This is a genomic window from Streptomyces lacrimifluminis, assembly GCF_014646095.1.
GTDB classification, from domain to species: Bacteria; Actinomycetota; Actinomycetes; order Streptomycetales; family Streptomycetaceae; genus Streptomyces; species Streptomyces lacrimifluminis.
Genome location: NZ_BMMU01000011.1, coordinates 214,322 through 229,939, shown reverse-complemented (window position 1 = coordinate 229,939; position 15,618 = coordinate 214,322). Strand labels below are relative to the sequence as shown.

General features: G+C 70.8%; 14 protein-coding genes. 12 read left to right on the top strand and 2 right to left on the bottom strand.

All coding sequences use genetic code 11. The annotated features are described in order from the left end of the window. The first annotated feature begins 11 nt into the window (after positions 1 to 11). From IEY89_RS18960 to IEY89_RS18920, 9 genes are all read left to right on the top strand, one after another. Positions 12 to 1,589 (top strand): fatty acid--CoA ligase, encoded by a 1,578-nt coding sequence (locus tag IEY89_RS18960; protein WP_189148649.1) that lies wholly within the window; start codon positions 12 to 14, stop codon positions 1,587 to 1,589. A 10-nt stretch (positions 1,590 to 1,599) separates the two neighbouring features. Then, positions 1,600 to 2,670 (top strand): LLM class flavin-dependent oxidoreductase, encoded by a 1,071-nt coding sequence (locus tag IEY89_RS18955; protein WP_229695309.1) that lies wholly within the window; start codon positions 1,600 to 1,602, stop codon positions 2,668 to 2,670. Between the two features lie 32 nt (positions 2,671 to 2,702). Beyond that, positions 2,703 to 3,473, top strand: coding sequence for a thioesterase II family protein (locus IEY89_RS18950; RefSeq protein WP_189148647.1), 771 nt, complete (start codon positions 2,703 to 2,705; stop codon positions 3,471 to 3,473). Between the two features lie 618 nt (positions 3,474 to 4,091). Beyond that, a complete protein-coding gene (locus tag IEY89_RS18945) occupies positions 4,092 to 5,039 on the top strand; it encodes a diacylglycerol/lipid kinase family protein (RefSeq protein WP_189148604.1) in 948 nt (315 codons plus the stop codon). A gap of 76 nt (positions 5,040 to 5,115) precedes the next feature. Continuing rightward, the gene (locus IEY89_RS18940; protein ID WP_189148603.1) at positions 5,116 to 5,484 is read left to right on the top strand and encodes a nuclear transport factor 2 family protein; all 369 of its coding nucleotides are present in this window, start codon (positions 5,116 to 5,118) and stop codon (positions 5,482 to 5,484) included. Between the two features lie 136 nt (positions 5,485 to 5,620). Then, positions 5,621 to 7,174 (top strand): MmgE/PrpD family protein, encoded by a 1,554-nt coding sequence (locus IEY89_RS18935; protein WP_189148602.1) that lies wholly within the window; start codon positions 5,621 to 5,623, stop codon positions 7,172 to 7,174. A gap of 96 nt (positions 7,175 to 7,270) precedes the next feature. Then, positions 7,271 to 8,479, top strand: coding sequence for a cytochrome P450 (locus IEY89_RS18930; protein ID WP_189148601.1), 1,209 nt, complete (start codon positions 7,271 to 7,273; stop codon positions 8,477 to 8,479). Between the two features lie 39 nt (positions 8,480 to 8,518). Beyond that, positions 8,519 to 9,985, top strand: coding sequence for an MFS transporter (locus IEY89_RS18925; RefSeq protein ID WP_189148600.1), 1,467 nt, complete (start codon positions 8,519 to 8,521; stop codon positions 9,983 to 9,985). 27 nt (positions 9,986 to 10,012) lie between these two features. Continuing rightward, entirely contained in the window at positions 10,013 to 10,843 is an 831-nt protein-coding gene (locus IEY89_RS18920) for an alpha/beta fold hydrolase (RefSeq protein ID WP_189148599.1), read from the top strand. Positions 10,844 to 10,892: 49 nt separating this feature from the next. Here the strand turns inward: IEY89_RS18920 and IEY89_RS18915 are convergent, their stop codons facing one another. Continuing rightward, on the bottom strand, positions 10,893 to 11,561 hold the full coding sequence (locus IEY89_RS18915) for a ScbR family autoregulator-binding transcription factor (RefSeq protein WP_308437446.1): 669 nt from the start codon (positions 11,559 to 11,561) through the stop codon (positions 10,893 to 10,895). 286 nt (positions 11,562 to 11,847) lie between these two features. Here IEY89_RS18915 and IEY89_RS18910 point away from each other — a divergent pair, with 286 nt between their 5' ends. Continuing rightward, on the top strand, positions 11,848 to 12,900 hold the full coding sequence (locus IEY89_RS18910; protein ID WP_189148597.1) for a ScbA/BarX family gamma-butyrolactone biosynthesis protein: 1,053 nt from the start codon (positions 11,848 to 11,850) through the stop codon (positions 12,898 to 12,900). Between the two features lie 29 nt (positions 12,901 to 12,929). Here the strand turns inward: IEY89_RS18910 and IEY89_RS18905 are convergent, their stop codons facing one another. Next, a complete protein-coding gene (locus IEY89_RS18905) occupies positions 12,930 to 13,526 on the bottom strand; it encodes a TetR family transcriptional regulator (RefSeq protein WP_189148596.1) in 597 nt (198 codons plus the stop codon). A gap of 118 nt (positions 13,527 to 13,644) precedes the next feature. Between IEY89_RS18905 and IEY89_RS18900 the strand changes: the two genes are divergently transcribed. After that, entirely contained in the window at positions 13,645 to 14,829 is a 1,185-nt protein-coding gene (locus IEY89_RS18900) for an acyl-CoA dehydrogenase family protein (protein WP_229695308.1), read from the top strand. After that, positions 14,819 to 15,475 carry an HAD family hydrolase gene (locus IEY89_RS18895; protein ID WP_229695307.1) on the top strand — a complete coding sequence of 219 codons (657 nt, stop codon included), beginning with the start codon at positions 14,819 to 14,821 and terminating at the stop codon, positions 15,473 to 15,475. The genes IEY89_RS18900 and IEY89_RS18895 overlap by 11 nt, the downstream gene beginning before the upstream one ends. The last annotated feature ends 143 nt before the right edge of the window (positions 15,476 to 15,618 follow it).

Below are 15,618 nucleotides of genomic sequence, written 5' to 3'. Positions count from 1 at the left end.
GGGAGGACGACATGACCCACCCACCGAACGCGAACTGGACGCTCACCCACACCTCCCGGGCACACGCCGGGGCCCGCCCCGACCACCCGGCGATCATCTGCGAGGACCGAGTCCTCACCTACGCGAAACTGCACCGGGCGAGCAACCGGGCCGCGCACGCCCTGCGCGCCCAGAACGTGCGACGTGGTGACCGGGTCGCCTACCTGGGCCGCGAGTCGGAGAACTACTACCTCGTGATCCTCGCCTGCGCGAAGGTGGGCGCGGTCCTGGTCCCGGTCAACTGGCGGCTCACCCCGGACGAGGTGGACCACATCCTGCGCGACTCGGGCGCGTCACTGGTCTTCGTCGACGACGAGTTCTGGGACACCCTCGAAAAGGTCCGCCCACAACTGCCCGCCCTGCACACGGTGGTCCGGATCGACGGCATGGACATCGACGGCGAGCCGGCTCGCGGCACCGGTCTGCGCGGCTGGTGCGCGGACCGGCAGGCCACCGACCTGGAACTGGTCTCCAGGCCCGACGACGCGGTCGTGCAGATCTACACCAGCGGTACGACCGGGCTGCCCAAGGGCGCGGTACTCGCCCACCGCAGCTTCTTCACCCTGCCGGCGGCCATGCGTGAGCACGGTGTCGCGTGGATCGACTGGCTGCCCGACGACATCAGCCTCATCTCGCTGCCGGGCTTCGGAATCGCGGGCATCGGCTGGTTCATGCACACCTTCAACGCGGGCGGGACCAGTGTCGTCATGCCGCAGTTCGACCCGCAGGAGGCGGTGCGCCTGATCCGTACCTACGGTGTCACAACCACCTTCGCCGCACCCGCCATGCTCCAGACGATGGCGGCCGAACGTGACGCCGGCCCGGTCGCGTTCGCCTCCCTGCGCAAGATCGCGTACGGGGCGGCACCGATGTCCGAGACGCTGCTGAAGCAGTGCCTGGAAACGTTCAACTGCGAGTTCGCGCAGATCTACGCGAGCACGGAGACCGGAAGCGTCGCCGTGTGCCTGCCGCCCGAGGCGCACCACCCGGGCAGCCCGGTCCTGGAGTCGGTCGGGCTGCCCTGTCCCGGCAACGAGGTCAAGGTGATCGGCCCGGAAGGCGACCGCCTGCCGCCCGGCACCATAGGCCAGATCTGCGTACGCGCGCCCTCCCTGATGCTCGGGTACTGGAACCTGCCCGAGGCCACCGAACAGACCCTGGTGGGGGAGTGGCTGCACATGGGCGACGCCGGATACCTCGACGAGGACGGCTATCTCCACCTGTGCGACCGCATGAACGACACGATCATCGTGGCCGGGCAGAACATCTACCCGGCCGAGGTAGAGAAGGCTCTCGCCGCCCACCCGGACGTCGCGGACGCCGCCGTCGTGGGCGTCCCGGACCAGAACTGGGGCGAGGCCGTGCACGCCTGCGTCGTCCTGCGGCCCGGCGCCCGCGTCACCCCGCGCGAACTCCTCATGTCGCTGCGCGGCCACCTCGCCGACTACAAGATCCCGGGCGCGTACCACTTCGTGGACACGCTGCCCCGCAACCCCACCGGAAAGATCCTGCGCCGCGCGGTACGCGAACAGTTGACCCGCCCTGTCTGAGGAGCACTCCATGTCACGCCGGCCGACGGGACCAACCGCCCGACCAGCCACCAGTAATCCGCAGCCGACCCCTCACCTCCGTATCGGCGTCCTGCTCCCCACCAGGGAGCAGGCCATCACCGGGACCTACGCGGCTGCCCCCCTCCTGGAGTTCGCGCGGGAGGCCGAGGCACTGGGGTTCGACTCCCTCTGGGCGGGCGATTCGCTGACCGCCCGTCCCCGCCTCGACCCGCTGGTCGTCCTCGCCGCCGCTGCCGCCGCCACCGAGCGGATCACCGTCGGCACCGCCGCACTCACCCCTGCCCTGCGCCATCCGCTGATCGGCGCCAACATGGTCGCGAGCCTCGGCCATGTCGCCGCGGACCGGCTGATCCTGGGCCTCGGCTCCGGCTTCCCGATGCCCGAAACGGAGGAGGAGTTCGCCTCGGTCGGCGCCTCCTTCGCCGGACGCGTCGGCCGCCTCGACGAGATCGCCGCCCTGTGGCGCACGGCGTGGCGGGCGGGGAAAGAGGGTCAACCCACGGAGTTCCAGGGGAGGTTCTGGCAGGCCGAGCGACTCGACCGGCTGCCCGCACCCGCCACGGCGGGCGGTCCGCCGCTGTGGCTGGCCGGCAGTGACACTCCGAAGGTGCTCGAACGCGTGGCCACCCGGTACGACGGCTGGCTGCCGTTCCTGCCCGACGCCGAGGCGTACGGCAGGGCCCGGCGCCGGATCGCCGAACTCGCCGAGGAAGCGGGCCGGGGCGCGGACGCGGTGACCCCCGCGCTGTACGCGACGCTCACCGTCAACAGCGATCGCGCCGCGGCCAGGGCCGAGCTGGAGCACTACATCACCCACTACTACGGGCGCTCCCTGGAACAGATGTCGGCCATCCAGGCCTACGGCTGGGGCAGTGCCGAGAGCTGTGCCGAATGGCTCGGCGGCTACGTCCGCGCCGGCGCCCGGCATCTCGTCATCCGGGTCGGATCGCTCGACCCGCAACCGCAGTTGAAGGAAATCGCCGAGGTGCTGCTCCCCGCGCTGCGCGCACTCGGCGAGCCCACCACCCTTGCCGCCACCGTCGGAGGAGTCCAGTCGTGACCAGTCCCAGTGTCAGTGCCATCGGCCCGGAGATGTCCCGCGCCGGGCAGTGGTTCCACCCCGCGGAGCCCTCTCCGGACGCATCCGTACGGCTGTTCATGCTGCCGCACGCGGGAAGCGGCGCCATCATCTACCGCGACTGGGAGAAATTGCTCCCGGCGGACATCGCCGCCCAGGCCGTCACCCTGCCGGGCCGCCACAACCGCCGCGACGAGGAGATGTACGAGGAGTGGGGCCCGCTGCTCGACGCCCTCCACGACGCCGTGCTCGCGGACATCGACGACCGCCCGTTCGCGTTCTTCGGGCACTGCCTCGGGGCCCAGCTGGCCTTCCGGCTGACCATCCGGCTGGAGGAGGAGGGCGGTCCTTCCCCGGTCATGGTCGGCATGTCCGGCTGGTCGCCCGAGGGCTTCTTCCAGCCGACCGAGGAGCAGAGCCGGATGCCCGAGCCCGAAATGGTCGACTGGATCAAGAAGTTGGGCTCGTTCCCCGCCGAGATCTACGACAATCCGGAGATGCTCGCACTGGTCGTGCCGGCGCTGCGCGCGGACCTGAGGGTCGCGGCGCAGTACGTCGACGACGGGGCCGGGGTCCGCTGCCCGCTCGCCTCCTACGGCGGCAGGTCCGACCCGCTCCAGGAGTACCCGGACGCCATGACGCACTGGGCCGGACGCAGCGCCGGGTACCTGGGCCACAGCGAGTACCCCGGCGGCCACTTCTACATCGACAGCCACGCCCCGTCCGTGACCACCCACTTCGCCCAACGCCTCCAACGCCTGGTCCAGACGCCCTCCGCACACTGACCACCGGAGCGACGCGATCCCCACCGGGCCGGTGGACGCCTCTGGGCCCGTGCACGACCCGTGCGACCTGCCGGACGGGGGCCGGGCTCCGGGGTCTCCTGTCCCGCCCGTGCTGGTCGCCTTCGCTGTTCGCCCTCGGGCGGTTTGCGGGTCGGCGCGTGTCGGTGGCCCGTGCCGGCTCCGTGGGGCCTTCGCCGGGGGTCGTGGCTGTGGTGGTGCAAGGTGTCCGGGCTCCGGGCTGTTCGCGTCCCGCCCGTGCTGGTCGCCCTCGTTCTCGGCCTCCGGGTGGGCAGCCCGGCACCTTGCCCACGCGGCGTCGCCGATCCTGCGCCCACCGCCTCACGACAGTGGTCTGTGGGCCGCCCCCACCATCCCCTGCTCACCTCCCTTCCATCCGCCCCGCCGTCGACGAGCTGCGGGAGCGGCACCGTGCCGCCCCCGAAGCCGCCCGGGAACAGCGTCAGCCGCACGTCAGCGGCACGTCAGTACGTCCTGCCAAAGTCGTGAGTGCCGTGCCGTCACCGTGTCGGTCCGGCCGCGTCCGGGCGTTGTCCCGTTCGTGTCCGAGCCCGTTCCGCAACCGCCCGGCGCCGCCCCGAAACGAGGAGTTCGCCTGCCATGGCAGACAGCGCCGCATTACCCGGCCCCACCCGCGCCCTCGTCCTGGCCAACCCCGCCTCCGGCAGTCACAGCCCCCAACTGGTCGATGATGTACGTGAGTTGTGTGTCGGCCACCTTGAGGACGCCGAGGTCCACCTGACCACGGCACCGGGCGACGCCACCGTCGCCGTGCGCCGCGCCCTCGAACGGCCCGGCCGCACCCCCGACCTGATCGTGGTCATCGGAGGCGACGGCACCGTCCGTGAGGCGATCCAGGGCCTGGCCGGCGCCCCGGAGCGCGCGGCCCTCGCCGTGGTGCCGGGCGGCACCGGGAACTCCGGCTACAAGATGCTCTGGGGTGAGCGCCCCTGGACCGAGTCGCTCAAGGCGGTGCTCACCGACTCCGGTGTGAGCGGCACCGCCCGGCCGCGCCGGCTGGACCTGGCCCGCCTCGCGCAGACCCGGCAGTACGTGTACCTCGGCGCCTGCTCGGGCGTGATCGCGGACGCGCTCATCACGGCCCAGGACCTGCCGCTGACCGGCCGGGAACGGTATGCCCGCGCCTTCGCCGACACAGCGGCCGGATACGTGCCCTACCCGGGCCGCGTCACGGTCGACGGCCGTGTGGTGCACGAGGGCCCGACCGTCCTCGCCAATGTCGGCGGCGGGCGCTACCGCGGTGGCCGGTTCCTCGTCCTGCCCGAGTCGCTGCTCGACGACGGGCTGCTCGACGTCTGTGTCATCGGCGGCGGCCTGCCTGCCGCCGAGGTGCCGGAACTGACGCTGACCGCCGGCCACATAGGGCATCCCGCGACCGTGTACGCGCGAGGCAGCACCATCACCGTCGAGCGCACCGACGGCCGACGCCTGCCCCTGGAGCACGACGGCGAGTACCAGCACGGCATCGGCTCCTCGGCGACCTTCGAGGTCCAGCCCGCGGCGCTCACCGTCTGGGCCCCCGCCTGACCCCCTGATCCCCGGCGCGCCGAACCGACCTGACGGCATGCCGGCCCACCCGCAACGGACAACCAAGGAGAACACCGTGAGCGACCTCACCAACACCGTCACCCAGTACCTCGCCATCTGGAACGAGGCGGACGCGGACAAGCGCGCGGCGGCCATCGCCGAGCTCTTCACCGCGACCGCCCCGTACATCGATCCGCTCGCCGCGGTCGAGGGCCACGAGGGCATCGGAGCCGTCCTCACGGGCGCCCGCGAGCAGTTCAAGGGACTTCTGTTCGAACTGCACGGCGCGGTCGACACCCACCACAACCTGGCCCGTTTCCAGTGGGGCCTGGTCACCGAGCCGGGCGCCGAGCCCATCGCGATCGGCTTCGACGTCCTGGTCACCGGCGACGACGGCCGCATCACGGGCGTCTACGGCTTCCTCGACAAGGTTCCCGCCGCCTGATCCCGCGCGGACGGCGGGGGCACCACCGAGGGCGGCCGATGCCCCCGCCGTCCGCGTCCGCCGGTACGGAAACGCACCGACAAGGCACACACACCGGTACGCGACACCGGTAGGGAAAGGCAAGGTGCGACGCACCATGACGGCTGTACTCGCCGAGAGCGTGGCCCGAGCCCTGTGCGAGGGATGGGAACGGGTAGGGCCGGCGCGCTCCCACGCACCCTCCGACACACCCTTGCGCGAACTGTCCCAGTGGGCCGCGAACCTGCGCCCCGAGGACGTTCCGTGCCGGGTGCTGAAACTCGCGGCCAGTCAGGTCCTGTCCCAGATCGCCTCCATCCGCGCCGGCCTCGCACACCCGCTGGGCCGCAGGCTGGTGGCCGCGTTCGGGCACCCCATGCAGCGTGACCCGAGGGCCGCGGCCGGTGTCTTCGCAGCCCTCGGCTCCTGGCTCAACCTCGACGACACCGCTTACGCCGGACACCTGTCCAACTCCACGGTCGCGGTGCCCCTCGCCTTCGCGTACGCCCGCAAACTCGACGGACTCTCCTTCCTGACCGCCGTCGTGGCGGCCAACGAGTGCGCCGCGCGCATCACCGCCTCGGCCACCCTTGGCCCGCTGCGCGGACAGAGCGCGGTGCACACCCATCTCGCCGGCGCGGTGGCCGGCCGGCTGCACAGCGACCGCGCGCCCGCCGACCAGTGGGAGAACGCCCTCGGCCTGGCCTTCGCCATGCCCAACTGGCCGCTGATGCGCGCCTTCCTGGCCAGTGACGCCCGCTTGTTCAACACCTTCACGCCGGTACGCACCGCGATGGACGCCTGTGACGCCGCCGCCGCGGGACTGCGGGGCGCGCCCGACATCCTTGAGCACCCCGACGGCTTCCTGAGCCGGTTCGCGACGGTGCCGCTGCCGCAGGCGGTGGCGAAGGGGCTCGGCACCCGCTGGCACACCGACACCCTCTCCTTCAAGATGCATCCCGGTGGCCCCGGTATCGACGCGGCGGTGGACTGCGCCGCCGAGATCCACCGGGAGCTGGGCCCGATCCGTCCTCAGGACGTCACCGAGATCGTCGTGGAGGCCTCCCTGTACACGCTGTTCGCGGGGGAGCGAGCCGCCCAGTACGTCAACGGCCCCGGCTCGCCGCTCGGCGCACTGGTGCTCGACGTGCCCTACCCGGTCGCCACCACCCTGCTGACCGGGGACTTCTCGGTGGACGACTTCTCCTCACCACACCTGGACGACCCAGGGCGCTGGTCGCTCGCGAGCCGGGTGCGCCTGGTGCACGACACCCGGATGACCCGAGAACTCTTCCTGTCCGAAGCACCGTTCGGTGAGGCGGTGCGTGAGGCGGGCCCGCTGGCCCTTCCCTGGCTGCGCGGCTTCGGCGGCGAGGAACTGGTGGATCTGCTCGGCACGATCGAGCCGGGAGGCCGCGACTTCTCCGGCGCCACCAAGGCCACCGGTGCCCGGGTCACCGTCCATCTGGCCGACGGGCGTACGGTCTCCCGCACCCGGCTCATCCCCGTGGGCGCCGCGGGGCCGGACACCCGGGCCCGCCACTCCGACCTGGTGCGCGAGAAGTTCCTGTCCGTCGGCGGCGCCCGGCAGGTCGCGGACACCGTCGGCGGACTGCACCGCATGAAGCCGCGGGGCGTACGGCGGTGGATAGAGGCAGCCTTCCTGGACTGAGCCCCGAAGGCCGGTCAGCCCGAGGTCAGTGCCATATCAGGGCGGCCTGGGAAATTGGTGGACAGGCAAGTTTCCTCTAAATCATGGAGAGTTCACATGTCGCTCGGTGACCGGACCGACATCCTGGACTGGCCGTTTCCCCGCACGAAGGACGGCGAACCCGCCCTCGTACTGGGCGAGTTACGAGAGTCACCCCCCTGTGTGGTCCGTATCCCGGAGGGCGCGGCCGAGTCGCGTCCGGCCTGGCTGGTGACCCGTTACGCGGATGTGCGCCAGGCACTCGCGGACTCCCGGCTCAGCGCGGACGAGACACTGCCCGGCGCACCCGTACGCATTCAGTTGCCGCCCGGCCAGAACCCGAGTTCGTTCCTGCGCCTCGACGACCCCGAGCACGCCAGGCTGCGCGGACTCATCCAGCCCGAGTTCACCGCGCGCCGGGTACGGCGGCTGCGGGCGCCGATCCAGCGGCTGATCGACCGACTGCTGGACGACATGGCCGTCCTGCCCCAGCCTGCCGACCTGCACGCGGCCTTCTCGCGCACCCTTCCGACCCTGGTGATCGCCCGCCTGCTGGGCGTGCCCGACGACGACTCCCCGTTCTTCGTCGAGAAGACCCGCGTGACCATCTCCCAGGAGGACCCGGCGGAGTCCTATGCCGCCTTCGTGGAGATGTCGGACTACCTCGCCGAACTGGCGGGCCGAAAGCGCGCGTCCCCCGGAGACGATCTGATCAGCCGGCTCGCCGTCAACCACTGGGCCACCGGCACGATCTCCCTGGACGAACTGGTCGGCATGGCCCGGCTGGTGCTCGTCGCCGGGCACGAGACGACCACCAACCAGATCGCCCTCAACGTGCTGGGCCTGTTGCGGGACGACGGACTGCGCGCCGAGGTGGCCGCCGACGACGGAGCACTCATACCCCAGTACATCGAGGAGTCGATGCGCTACTGGTCGATATCCCAGGACGCGATGGTCCGGCTGGCACTCGAGGACATGGACCTCGGCGGGGTGGCCGTGGCCAAGGGCGACGCGGTGGTCATCTCGGTGCCCGCGGGCAATCACGACGAGTCGGTGTTCGCCTGTCCCCGGACGATCGACCCGCACCGGGACACCAGTGGGCACCTCCAGTGGGGATACGGGCCGCACTACTGCCAGGGCGCCCCGCTCGCGCGCCTGGAAATGGAACTGTCGCTGCGCACCCTGCTGCGGCGCTTCCCGGACCTTCGGCTGGCGGCCGACCCGACCACGGTCTTCCGCAGAGGGACCGTCTTCCACGGCGTGTCACACCTGCCGGTGACCTGGTGACACCCAAGAACATGAAGAACAACACAGGAGAGCAGTCGGATGACGTCTGAAGCAAGCACGCGCCCCGCCGTCGAGGAGAGTGAGACGGGGCCCCCGGCGCCGCACGGGGCGCCCGCGCGCGGAGCCCTCGCAGTGGTCCTGGTGGGAACCTTCATCTCCGTCCTCGACTTCTTCATCGCCAATGTCTCCGTCCCGGCGATCCAGGCGGATCTGCACGCTGGTTCGGCGCAGGTCCAGCTCGTCGTGGCCGGGTACGGAGTCGCCTTCACGGCGGGTCTGATCACCGGCGGCCGACTGGGTGACCTCTACGGCCGCCGGCGGATGTACGTCCTGGGCATGACCCTGTTCATGCTCGCCTCCGCATGGTGTGCCATGGCGCAGAACGTCGACGTCCTCATCGTCGCCCGCATCGCGCAGGGAGCCTCCGCGGCGCTGATGGTTCCCCAGGTGCTCGGCATCATCGGGACCATGTACACCGGGGCCGCCCGCGACCGTGCCTTCACCGTCTACGGCCTGGTCATCGGTCTCGCCGGTGTCTTCGGGCAGTTCATCGGAGGTGCCCTGATCACGGCCGACGTGGCCGGGCTGAGCTGGCGGACGATCTTCCTGATCAATGTGCCGCTCTGTCTGGTCTGCCTCGCCGTCGCCCGCCGCTCGGTCCCCGAGTCGCGCGGCGCCGACGGGGGCACGCGTCTCGACCTGACCGGAGCCCTCCTGATCACGGCGGCTCTCGGGCTCATCGTGTACGCGCTCGTGGAGGGCCAGTCGCACGACTGGCCGGTGTGGGTCTGGGCGTGCCTCGCCTTGGCAGCCGTACTGCTGGCGCTGACCGTCCTGCACCTGCGCAGGCGGGCCGCGGCAGGCCGTGGACCGCTGATCGAGCCGTCGCTGTTCCGGGTGCGGACCTTCTCGGTGGGGCTCGTCGCCACCGTCCTCTACTTCCTCGCCATGGGTTCCTTCTTCTTCGTCCTGGCCCTGTACCTGCAGACCGGGCGGTCCCTGTCGCCGCTGGAATCCGGCCTGGTCTTCCTGGCGGTCGGCGTGGGCTACTTCGGGTCCTCGATCGTCTCGGCCCGGTTCGCGGCCAAGGTCACCGCCCGAACGGTGGCCGCCGGCCCGCTGACTCTCGCCGTCGGCTATGCCGTGACCGCCTGGACGGCCACCGGACTCGGCACGACCGGGTCCGTCCTGTGGCTGCTGCCTCCCCTGCTGCTGGCCGGCCTCGGCATGGGCCTGACGACCGGACCGCTGACCAACCTCGTGCTGGGCGCCGCCGTACCGGAGCACGCCGCTTCGGCGTCCGGGCTGCTCAACACCGCGCAGGAGGGCGGGGCCGCCGTCGGTGTGGCGATCGCCGGCACCGTCTTCTTCCCGGCGCTCGCCGACGCGGGCTCCGCCGACTCCTACCCGCACGCGTTCGCCGTCACCCTGATCCCGCTCATCGCCTTCTGCGTCGCCGCCTCCGCCACGGTGCTGCTGGCACCCGGCAGGGCCGCCCGGCACTGACCGGCGACCGACAAGGAGGGAATGACCATGCCGTACGTCACGACGAGGGACGGGACGCGACTCCACTACACCGACTGGGGCGATGGACGGCCCGTCGTGCTGCTGGGCGCGGCCATGATGGACTCGCGCATGTGGGAGTTCCAGGCACCCTTCCTGGCCGAGAACGGCCTGCGCTGTGTCACCTACGACCGGCGCGGCTGCGGAGGCTCGGACAGGCCGTGGGAGGGCTACGACTACGACACCCTCGCGGCCGACCTCGCGGACCTTCTCGACCGGCTCGACCTGAGGGACGCGGTCCTGGTCGGCTACGCGGTCGGCGGTGGGGAAGCCGTACGGTATCTGTCCCGCCACGGCGCCGGGCGGGTGGCGAAACTGGTCCTGCTCTCCTCGACGACACCGTTCATGCGGAGGACGCCGGACAACCCCGACGGGCTGGATCTGGCGTTCTTCGAGGAGATGGCTGAGGCCATCCGGCGGGACCGGGCGGGGTGGCTCAGCGGGTTCACCATGCCGTTCTTCGGCGGTGCGGATGCCGACCCGGACAACCCACCGGTCTCGCCGGAACTCGCGCGATGGCTGGTCGGCACCTGCATGGACGCCTCGCCGAAGGCCGGCCTGGAGATCTACCGCACCCTGTTCTGTACCGACCAGCGTGCCGAGACGGCCGCGGTCAAGGTGCCCACGCTGGTGATCCACGGGGCCGCCGACCTCGCGGCGCCGTACGCCCTGTGCGGCAGCCGGACGGCCCAGCTCATCCCCGGCAGTACGTTCGTACGGTACGAGGACGCCGCACACGGACTGTTCGCCACCCATGCCGAACGCCTCAACCAGGATCTGCTGGCGTTCGCCAAGGGATGACGGTGCTCGTGCGCCGAGCCGCCCGGCCCTGGTGGGGCCGGGCGGCTCGTCAGTGCGTCACGGAGTGTTGCCCGTGCAGGGGAATGAAGGCTTCGACGACCTCCTCCACCCGCTCCAGGACGTCCTCGCGGTCGTTGAGGACCCAGGACATGTGCTGGGCGCCGAACACCGCGGCGCCCAGGGCGCGGGCCAGGGCCGCGGGGTTGCTGCCCGTGGGAAGGCGTCCAGCCTCACTGCACCGCTCCAGCAGTTCGGTGAGGACGGCCAGTGTTCCGACGTAGGGGATGGGCAGCTTGGCCTTGATGTAGGGCTGTTCGATCTGCAGCCGGGCTCCCGCGTGGACGAAGGTGTCGTCGTGGAAGGCGTGGGCAAGCCGCCTCATCATGTCCACGACCGTCGAGGGCAAGGAAGGGTCTCCTGTCTCCAGTGCTCCGTCGATCACTTTCTGCATTCGCCGGTAGAACTCGTCCGTCACGGCGACCGCGAGCAGTTCCTTGTTGGCGAAGTGAAAGTAGACCGCGCCCTTGGTCATCTCGGCGCGGTCCGCGATGTCCTTGATGGTGACCTGCGGAAATCCGTCCTGGGCGAAGGCCTCGGCGGCGGCGTGAAGGATCGTCGAGCGGGTTCTGATGGCGCGCTGCTGTTTGAGGTGTGAGGTGTCGTCGAAGGGCGCTCCCGCGGGGAGCTGGGCCGCCTGTGTGCTGTGCTCGTTACTCATGAGATCCAAATCTTGCCAGGCTGATCTGCTGTGGCTGAGTTCCTACCCTCGGACCCAAGCACTTTGCTAGCAAAGAGAGTTGACCATGAAAGGCTATGACGGCAATCCTTGTAATATACCTTCGCGTAGGTATATTAATGACTCGCCGGAAGGCGCAGCACGTCTGTTCGCTTGCATGGGTTGACTCCAGTACGGGGAGGCGAAGGTGCAGATGTCCGTTGTGCGCGACGAGGCCACACTCGGTGGCTCCAGGTTCAATGATTCCAGGTGTACGCAGGACCGGGCAATGGTGTCGCTGAAGGAGACGCTCCGTTTCCTTCAGCCCGTGACGCGTGAACTGGTGCACCGCAGTTCCGTGTCCGAGGTGTTCGTCACCGACGGCCTGTACACGGGTGGAGCCGAGTTCGTGGTCGCGGCCCAGTGGCCCCGCGACCACGCCCTCTACCACCCGGACGAGAACGGTCTGTATGACCCGCTCCTGTTTGCCGAGACGCTCCGCCAGGCTCACTTCTACGCGGCCCACACGTTCTTCGGTGTGCCGCTCGGGCACCGCTTCGTCGGGCAGGACCTCAGCTTCGAGATCACGGACCCCACAGCGCTGCGCGTCGGTGCCGCGCCCCTTGCGGTACTGCTCGACGGGACGTGGGAGTGGCAGGGGGGCACGCCCGCGCGCCGGGCCGGTGCCCGTATGGACGTCTCGCTCGTGGTGGACGGCCGGGTGTGCGGTCGCGGTCACGCGCGCGGCCTGATCGTGGACGAGCGCAGGTACGGTCTGCTGCGCAGGCGGGCCGCCGAGGCCGCCGGGGTGGGGGAGGCCCCGGTCGGCCACGGTCCCGCGACGGTCGCCGACACCGGGCTCGTGCCGCCGCACCGGGTTGGTCGGCAGCGCCGGAAGGACTGTGTGCTGGAGCGAGTGGCGACGGGTGCTCCGGACCGTCAGTGGCGGCTGCGGAGCGACCAGGATCACGCGATCCTCTTCGACCACCCCACCGATCACGTCCCCCTGATGGTCATGCTGGAGGGCTTCCGGCAGCTCGGGCACCTCACTGTCCACGAAAGTGCCCAGGGGGCGGCGGCCGGCGAGGAGTTCGTGCTGTCCGGACTGGTTCTCGACTGTGCGGCCTTCGGTGAGTTGAGCGCACCGGTCCATCTGACGGTGGTGGAGGACGCGCCCGACCCCCTGCGGGACGGAGGTCGTCGGCTTCGCTTCGAGGCCGAGCAGGGCGGCAAACGGCTGGCTGTCGCGGAAACGCTGTGGTGGAACGTGGGCCGGTGTGATCCCGGGCCCCTCGAATGTCTTACTGAGGCCCCGCCGCTGTCCGCCGCCGCCTCCCGCTAGGCGCCACCCGCTTCCTCGCGGGCCGGTGCTCAGCGCGGCGGGGTGTTCTCGTCCAGGGTGCGCGCCAGCGCGTTCCACATCGCGTCGACGAGGTCGACCGGTTCGCCGCGCCTGGCGCCGTACCTCGTCCAGACGATTCCGAAAACCGTCGCAACGATCAGGTCCGCGAGGGGCCTGGGCTGCAGCGCGGAGTTCAGGTTCTCCTCCCGCTGCGTGTCGTCCACCAGTTGGAGCACGACCTCGTGTGTGTGCACCAGCAGAGGTATCGGCACGGCGCCCGCCCAGGCGGCCTCGGCCTCCAGCCGGAGGGCCGCCAGGGCCCGGGTGTCGGTCTGGAAGAGCCGGCCCAGGGCGAGCACCAGGGCCCGCAGCCGGTCTCGTGCGGGGGCGGACGGCTTGCGGGCATCGTCGAGGAGGGTGCCCGTCGTGTCGGCCAGCTGGTCGGTGAGAGCGGTGGCCAGCTCCTCCTTGTTGGTGAAGTGCCCGTAGAGCGCTCCCTTGGTCAGGCCGATGCGGTCGGCGATCCGTTGCAGATTCGTGTTCGCGTATCCGTAACGGGCGAACTCCTCGGCCGCTGCATCGAGTACACGGTCGTATGTGCGCAAGGCCCGCGCCTGTTTGGCCATGAAGCTCACCTCCTCTGCTGAGAGCCGCGACGGGGGACGGTCGAGAAAAATACGTTCACGAACGAATTCTAATCACCAGGTGAGGTGGGTACCAGAGATGACGCAATGTCAAAGCCCTGTGAACGGAACGCGAGAAGCCCTGGGACCGCGGTCGGTCGCGGTCCTGAGGGCAGCTGAATCGGCGGCGACCCACGCCTTGGCCGCCGACGCCGAACGCCGGTTGAACCACGAGACCGTCGCCCGGCTGACCGGCGCCGGCTTCGCCCGCCACTTCGTCCCCCTGGCCTGGGGCGGAACGGAGGGAACGTTCACGGACCTGCTGGCGGCCGTGGCCGCCGTCGGTGAGGGCTGCGCCTCATCGGCGTGGTGCGCGGCCCTGTGGTCGGCCCACGCCCGGTACGCGGCCTATTTACCGGAGGACGGCCAGCGCGACCTGTGGGCGTCCGGCCCCGACGTACGGATCTCCGCCTCGGTCAAACCGTCCGGCGAGGCCAGGCGCCTCCCGTCGGGCTGGCTGCTGAGCGGGGAGTGGGAGTTCGTCAGCGGAGTGGAGTTCGCCCACTGGCTCCTCCTCGCGGCGCTGGAGCCCGGCGGGGACGGCGCACGGTGCCGGCTCTTCGCCGTACCACGGGACGACGTCCGCGTCCGGGACTCCTGGCACAGCACCGGGCTGCGCGGCACCGGCAGTCACACCGCGGTCATGGAGCCCGCGTTCGTACCCGACCACCGCACCTTTCTCATGGCCGACCTCGTGTCCGGCCGGCCGGGCCCCGGGCGGGGCAGATGCCACACCGTCCCGGCACACCTCGCGGGCGGTCTCCTGTTCTGCGCCCCAGCGCTCGGCGCGGCCCGCCGAGCGCTGGGCGAATGGTCGTCCTGGGCTGCCCGCACCCAGGCCTCGGGCCGTCCCGACCAGGACGGCAGCCGACTGCACCAAGCCCTGGCACGCTCGGCCGACGACATCGACACCGCCCAGCTGCTCCTGGAGGACGCGGCTCGGCGCGCCGACTCGGGCACCCGTGCCGAGCGGGACGTACTGAGGAACCGGCGGGTGACGGCCGTCGGCGCGGACCTGCTGGTGGACGGGGTCGAACGGCTGTTCCGTACGGCCGGAGTCCATGCCGGCGCGGGCGTGCTTGACCGAAGCTGGCGCGACGTCCACATGGCCGCCGCCCACCAGCTCCTGCGCCGCGAGTCGGCGGGGATGGCGTACGCGACGTCCGTCTTCTCCGCCCTCGCCGGGGAACAGCCCGTCCGCGCCGGGACGGCCACGCTCCGGGAGGTGACCGCAGGTGAGTACTGAACCGACCTTCGAGCGGCTGGTGTTCTGCGATGTGGACGACACCCTCATCAGGTGCACCAGCGCGACCGAGTTCCTCCGCTACTACCTGGCGGCCCGCCACGGTCGCGACGGAGCGCTGCGGGCCGACGAGTTCCTGGCGGACCTGTACGGGCAGATCGGCCGGGGCCTGCCGCGAGAGGAGGCCAACCGGGCCTACCACCGGATCTGGCGCGGCCACCAGCTCGCGGAGCTGGAGGTCTGGGCGCGCAAGTGGTACGCGGAACGCAGCGCGGCGGCGGACTTCTACATCGCCAGTACCACCGCCGAACTGCGCCGCCACCAGGCAGAGGGCGCGGCCGTCGCCCTGGTGTCCGGGTCGTTCCCACCTCTGCTCGGTCCGGTCGCCGAGGCGGTCGGTGCGCGGTTCGTGCTCTGTGGCCGGCTCGAGCGCTGCGGCCGGGTCCTGACCGGACGGCTCGAAGGCCCGCCGGCGATCGGCGAGGGCAAACGCACCATGGTGCGAGAACTCCTCGCCCAGTACCCGCACATCGACCCCGCGGACTGCTACGCGTACGGGGACCACCCGTCCGACCGTCCGATGCTCCGGTCCGTCGGTCACCCGCTCATGGTCGCCCCGGACGGCACTCTGTCCCCGGCGGTGTGCTGAGCGCGGGAAGCGAGGGCCTGGTTCCGGCTCCGCGACGGATTCATCCCCGTCGCGGAGCCCGTCAGGAAGACATCAGCGGTGTGTCAGCGCCCCCTGGCACTGTTGTTCTTGTGAACGGCACGGGAAACCGGAAGCCGGGAACA

Excerpts from the sequence above, each read along its gene's own strand:
- IEY89_RS18905 (WP_189148596.1), bottom strand. The coding sequence starts at position 13,526 with ATGGCCAAACAGGCGCGGGCCTTGCGCACATACGACCGTGTACTCGAT.
- IEY89_RS18950 (WP_189148647.1), top strand. The coding sequence starts at position 2,703 with ATGTCCCGCGCCGGGCAGTGGTTCCACCCCGCGGAGCCCTCTCCGGAC.
- IEY89_RS18960 (WP_189148649.1), top strand. The coding sequence starts at position 12 with ATGACCCACCCACCGAACGCGAACTGGACGCTCACCCACACCTCCCGG.
- IEY89_RS18955 (WP_229695309.1), top strand. The coding sequence starts at position 1,600 with ATGTCACGCCGGCCGACGGGACCAACCGCCCGACCAGCCACCAGTAAT.
- IEY89_RS18920 (WP_189148599.1), top strand. The coding sequence starts at position 10,013 with ATGCCGTACGTCACGACGAGGGACGGGACGCGACTCCACTACACCGAC.
- IEY89_RS18925 (WP_189148600.1), top strand. The coding sequence starts at position 8,519 with ATGACGTCTGAAGCAAGCACGCGCCCCGCCGTCGAGGAGAGTGAGACG.
- IEY89_RS18915 (WP_308437446.1), bottom strand. The coding sequence starts at position 11,561 with ATGAGTAACGAGCACAGCACACAGGCGGCCCAGCTCCCCGCGGGAGCG.
- IEY89_RS18910 (WP_189148597.1), top strand. The coding sequence starts at position 11,848 with ATGGTGTCGCTGAAGGAGACGCTCCGTTTCCTTCAGCCCGTGACGCGT.
- IEY89_RS18935 (WP_189148602.1), top strand. The coding sequence starts at position 5,621 with ATGACGGCTGTACTCGCCGAGAGCGTGGCCCGAGCCCTGTGCGAGGGA.
- IEY89_RS18945 (WP_189148604.1), top strand. The coding sequence starts at position 4,092 with ATGGCAGACAGCGCCGCATTACCCGGCCCCACCCGCGCCCTCGTCCTG.
- IEY89_RS18930 (WP_189148601.1), top strand. The coding sequence starts at position 7,271 with ATGTCGCTCGGTGACCGGACCGACATCCTGGACTGGCCGTTTCCCCGC.